Annotated in this window: 3 protein-coding genes; all 3 read right to left on the reverse strand. The window is 44.1% G+C overall.

All coding sequences use genetic code 11. The annotated features are described in order from the left end of the window. Positions 1-862 (reverse strand): glycosyltransferase 87 family protein (locus tag NC238_13955; protein MCM1567010.1); only part of this gene is annotated, 862 nt, incomplete at its 3' end. A 68-nt stretch (positions 863-930) separates the two neighbouring features. Beyond that, complete coding sequence (locus NC238_13960) at positions 931-2,508, reverse strand: hypothetical protein (GenBank protein MCM1567011.1); 1,578 nt, start codon at positions 2,506-2,508, stop codon at positions 931-933. Positions 2,509-2,551: 43 nt separating this feature from the next. Then, positions 2,552-2,913 (reverse strand): hypothetical protein (locus NC238_13965; GenBank protein MCM1567012.1); only part of this gene is annotated, 362 nt, incomplete at its 5' end.

Genomic DNA, 2,913 nt, shown 5'->3' on the forward strand with positions numbered 1-2,913 from the left:
CGAAAGGTCCGGAAGGACGAAAACGGAAAAACAACCAGGCGCCAAGCAGGGCGAAGGGCACCAGGGCCAGCCAGGCGGGCAGGACAGGTGGGTTGCCGACCAGGCGTCCGGCTGCCTGCGGGTCGAAACGCTCAACCAGTTCGCCGAAATTGCCGGTGTTGAGGTTCCCATCCAGCAGCGCCCAGGCCGTCTCCCAGGACCCTTTCCCGGCCTGCGAACGCAGCGAGGCAGTTGTCATCTCCGGCGAAGCGCGATAGAGTGCCCCATAAACGACCAATACCAGGCTTATTGCGATTAGGCTCGTCTGCAGCGCCCGCTTCTTGGGGCGGATGAGCCAGGCGACGATCAGAACGAATCCCGGGAACAACTTGGTGAGGATTCCCAGGCCGATTGCCACACCTGCCGGACGGTCCTTACCCTCCAAAATCCATAACAGTGCAGACAGCATAAAGAAGACCGCCAGGGGGTCGAAATACCACCAGCCGTAGCTGAGCACGAGCAGAATCGAGAAGTAATAGAATAACCGCCACTCAGATCCTTCACCCGGATGCAGCTTGCGGTTCAGCTTGATGAATAACGCCAGATTGCCCGCCTGAAATAGCGTGAGCAGAAAAACCAGCAGATAATCGTATACATGCTCCTGCCCACCGGAGGCCAGGAAGAGCAGCCGGGACAAAAAGGGGAAAAGCGGCGGGAACTCACTCCAAAAATCGAAATATGGCCAACCCAGTTTCGACAGGTTGAAGAAATGGGGAAGATCGCCATATCCAATCAGACCTGCGAGAGGCAGAGCGAGGAAGAACATGCTTCTTAACATGAAAAACAAAAGCGAAGATTGTCGACCCAATCTGATCGTGAACATTTCGAGATTTCGGATTTCCGGTATAGATGAAGTATATGATTTTCTATAAATCGTCAGCCATCTACCTATTATGGGCCGTAATTCAAATCGACCCGAGGCAGGTTACATTGATCTGCGCTTTCAGTGATATCTCGGAAAACGTACGGGGTGTTCCACTTTGAGAAGTAAACCCTATCCTCGAGCAGCTCATAATTAGTGTCGAAGTAGGCGTTAAAGATTACCCGAAAAGTATTAACCGGTGTGATGGTTGGATAAACTTGATCCGCAGTCCCTTCACCTGGCAGGTAATAGGCGTTTAGAATCGACATTCTTTCTTGATAACATATATGAGTATCTTGATCTGATTTCCAGTGCGCCCCTGGGCCATGGTCTCCTTGAATAACGATTATTGGCGCTGTCCTCGACTTTTCCAGAATTGCAGATACAGTCTCCTCCATTATAGTGTTCAAATAGGTCATTTGCCCTGTATACCCTTGTAGATAATCCTCAATGGTTCCTTGAAAAGAGTCTCCATCTGAGAAACCTTTATCCGGTATTGGTCGTTCTTCACCATTCGGTCCAAAAGCAAAAGGTGGATGTGGCATCAAGATATGAGAAAAAACAAATTTTGGAGAAGCCTGTTCGGGGATATTCGCAATATTCGAAAATACATCCAATTTTGCTCTTCGATACCAATCAGGATAGTATTGATCTAGCCAAAAATCTGCCAGCGTCGTCGAAAGAAATCCAAATTCAAATCCATTAATCCATAGAGACGTGTCGAGGAAGACATCCGCATCGCGGATGTCTGACATAGAGATTCCATCTGAGATCGAAATAATCTGATATCCCTGCTCAGCCAACGTTTCACGGACATTACTGTCACGGATAAGTTGTGAAAGCGGTTGTCGTTCATCATACTTATCACTTACCTGATCTGATAGCTCATTTACGTATTGGTAGTTCAATGATGACGAGATAGACAAAGCTGTCTGGTTATAATTCGCGTGACTGTTCTCAGCAAGAATGAACCCCTTTTGCTTTAAATAATTTATAAAGTGTGCATTATCATACCCATAATAATTTTTTAATAATTGATCATTGCCATAGCCATCCAAAATTATGTAATAGATATCAGGAGATATTTCCGGGTTTGATACTAACGGTGCCAATCCAGTCGAAAAATTATCAGAAAGAGTGAATTCTTCATTATTCAAGGTTGTTACCCCTAATACAACCGTAGGAAATATCAGTGCGATGATAGAAACCCTAGTAAGTAAGCTATTTAACGTTGCTACCAACTTCGTATGACGCAAAATCAACAAGATACCCAAGCAGAGAATTACATAACTAACTATAATCACAACTCCTACACCCTTACCAATTAGCCCACCTTGATTATTCATTATTAAGTTGTATCCATGTTTCGTGTAAAAGAAAATCAGGAAAATAAGTGTTGATATTACAGCAGCCTTTTGAAGGTTCTTCAATAACAGATTAGTGATGCCAAAAATGAAAACCGAGCTAGCTAATAATACTATTAACGTTCTGGTGACTTCCGAAACCGATATTTGAGCCTTGTTATAAGCGAGAAAATTTACTAATGGAAAAAGAGCTATTAGAACAGGATGGAACGGGATAATCATTACCTTTTTTAGGATTGCCATCGATTCTCTCCTTGAATTATGACCATCTGGGTAGGTCGTTCGATTAAGAACAAATGATTTTTATTACAAGAGAATTATTATCCCTGTATTCCGTTTTACCGCATTTGGATAGAAATTCATCAAAAAAGAAATCGGCTGCATCTCGATGATAGCCTGTAGGATCATGGTGGCTGAGAAAGCGGAAATCAGCTTCACTATAAAAAAGGTGGGTTATTCCATGAGCTTTTAGTAATCGAGCAATCTTTGAAGTGTCTCGGGTTTTGGAAATAAGTTGTGTCCATTGAGAATGTTCTGTGTCTGGATAACACCGCCCATCGCAGTAATACCCCATTCCATCCCATAAAAATAGGATCGTCTCTGACGAGTCAAGGGTTAAATTAGCATAAGCTATGCCACCATAATCCC

The organism is Dehalobacter sp., assembly GCA_023667845.1.
GTDB lineage: Bacteria > Bacillota > Desulfitobacteriia > Desulfitobacteriales > Syntrophobotulaceae > Dehalobacter.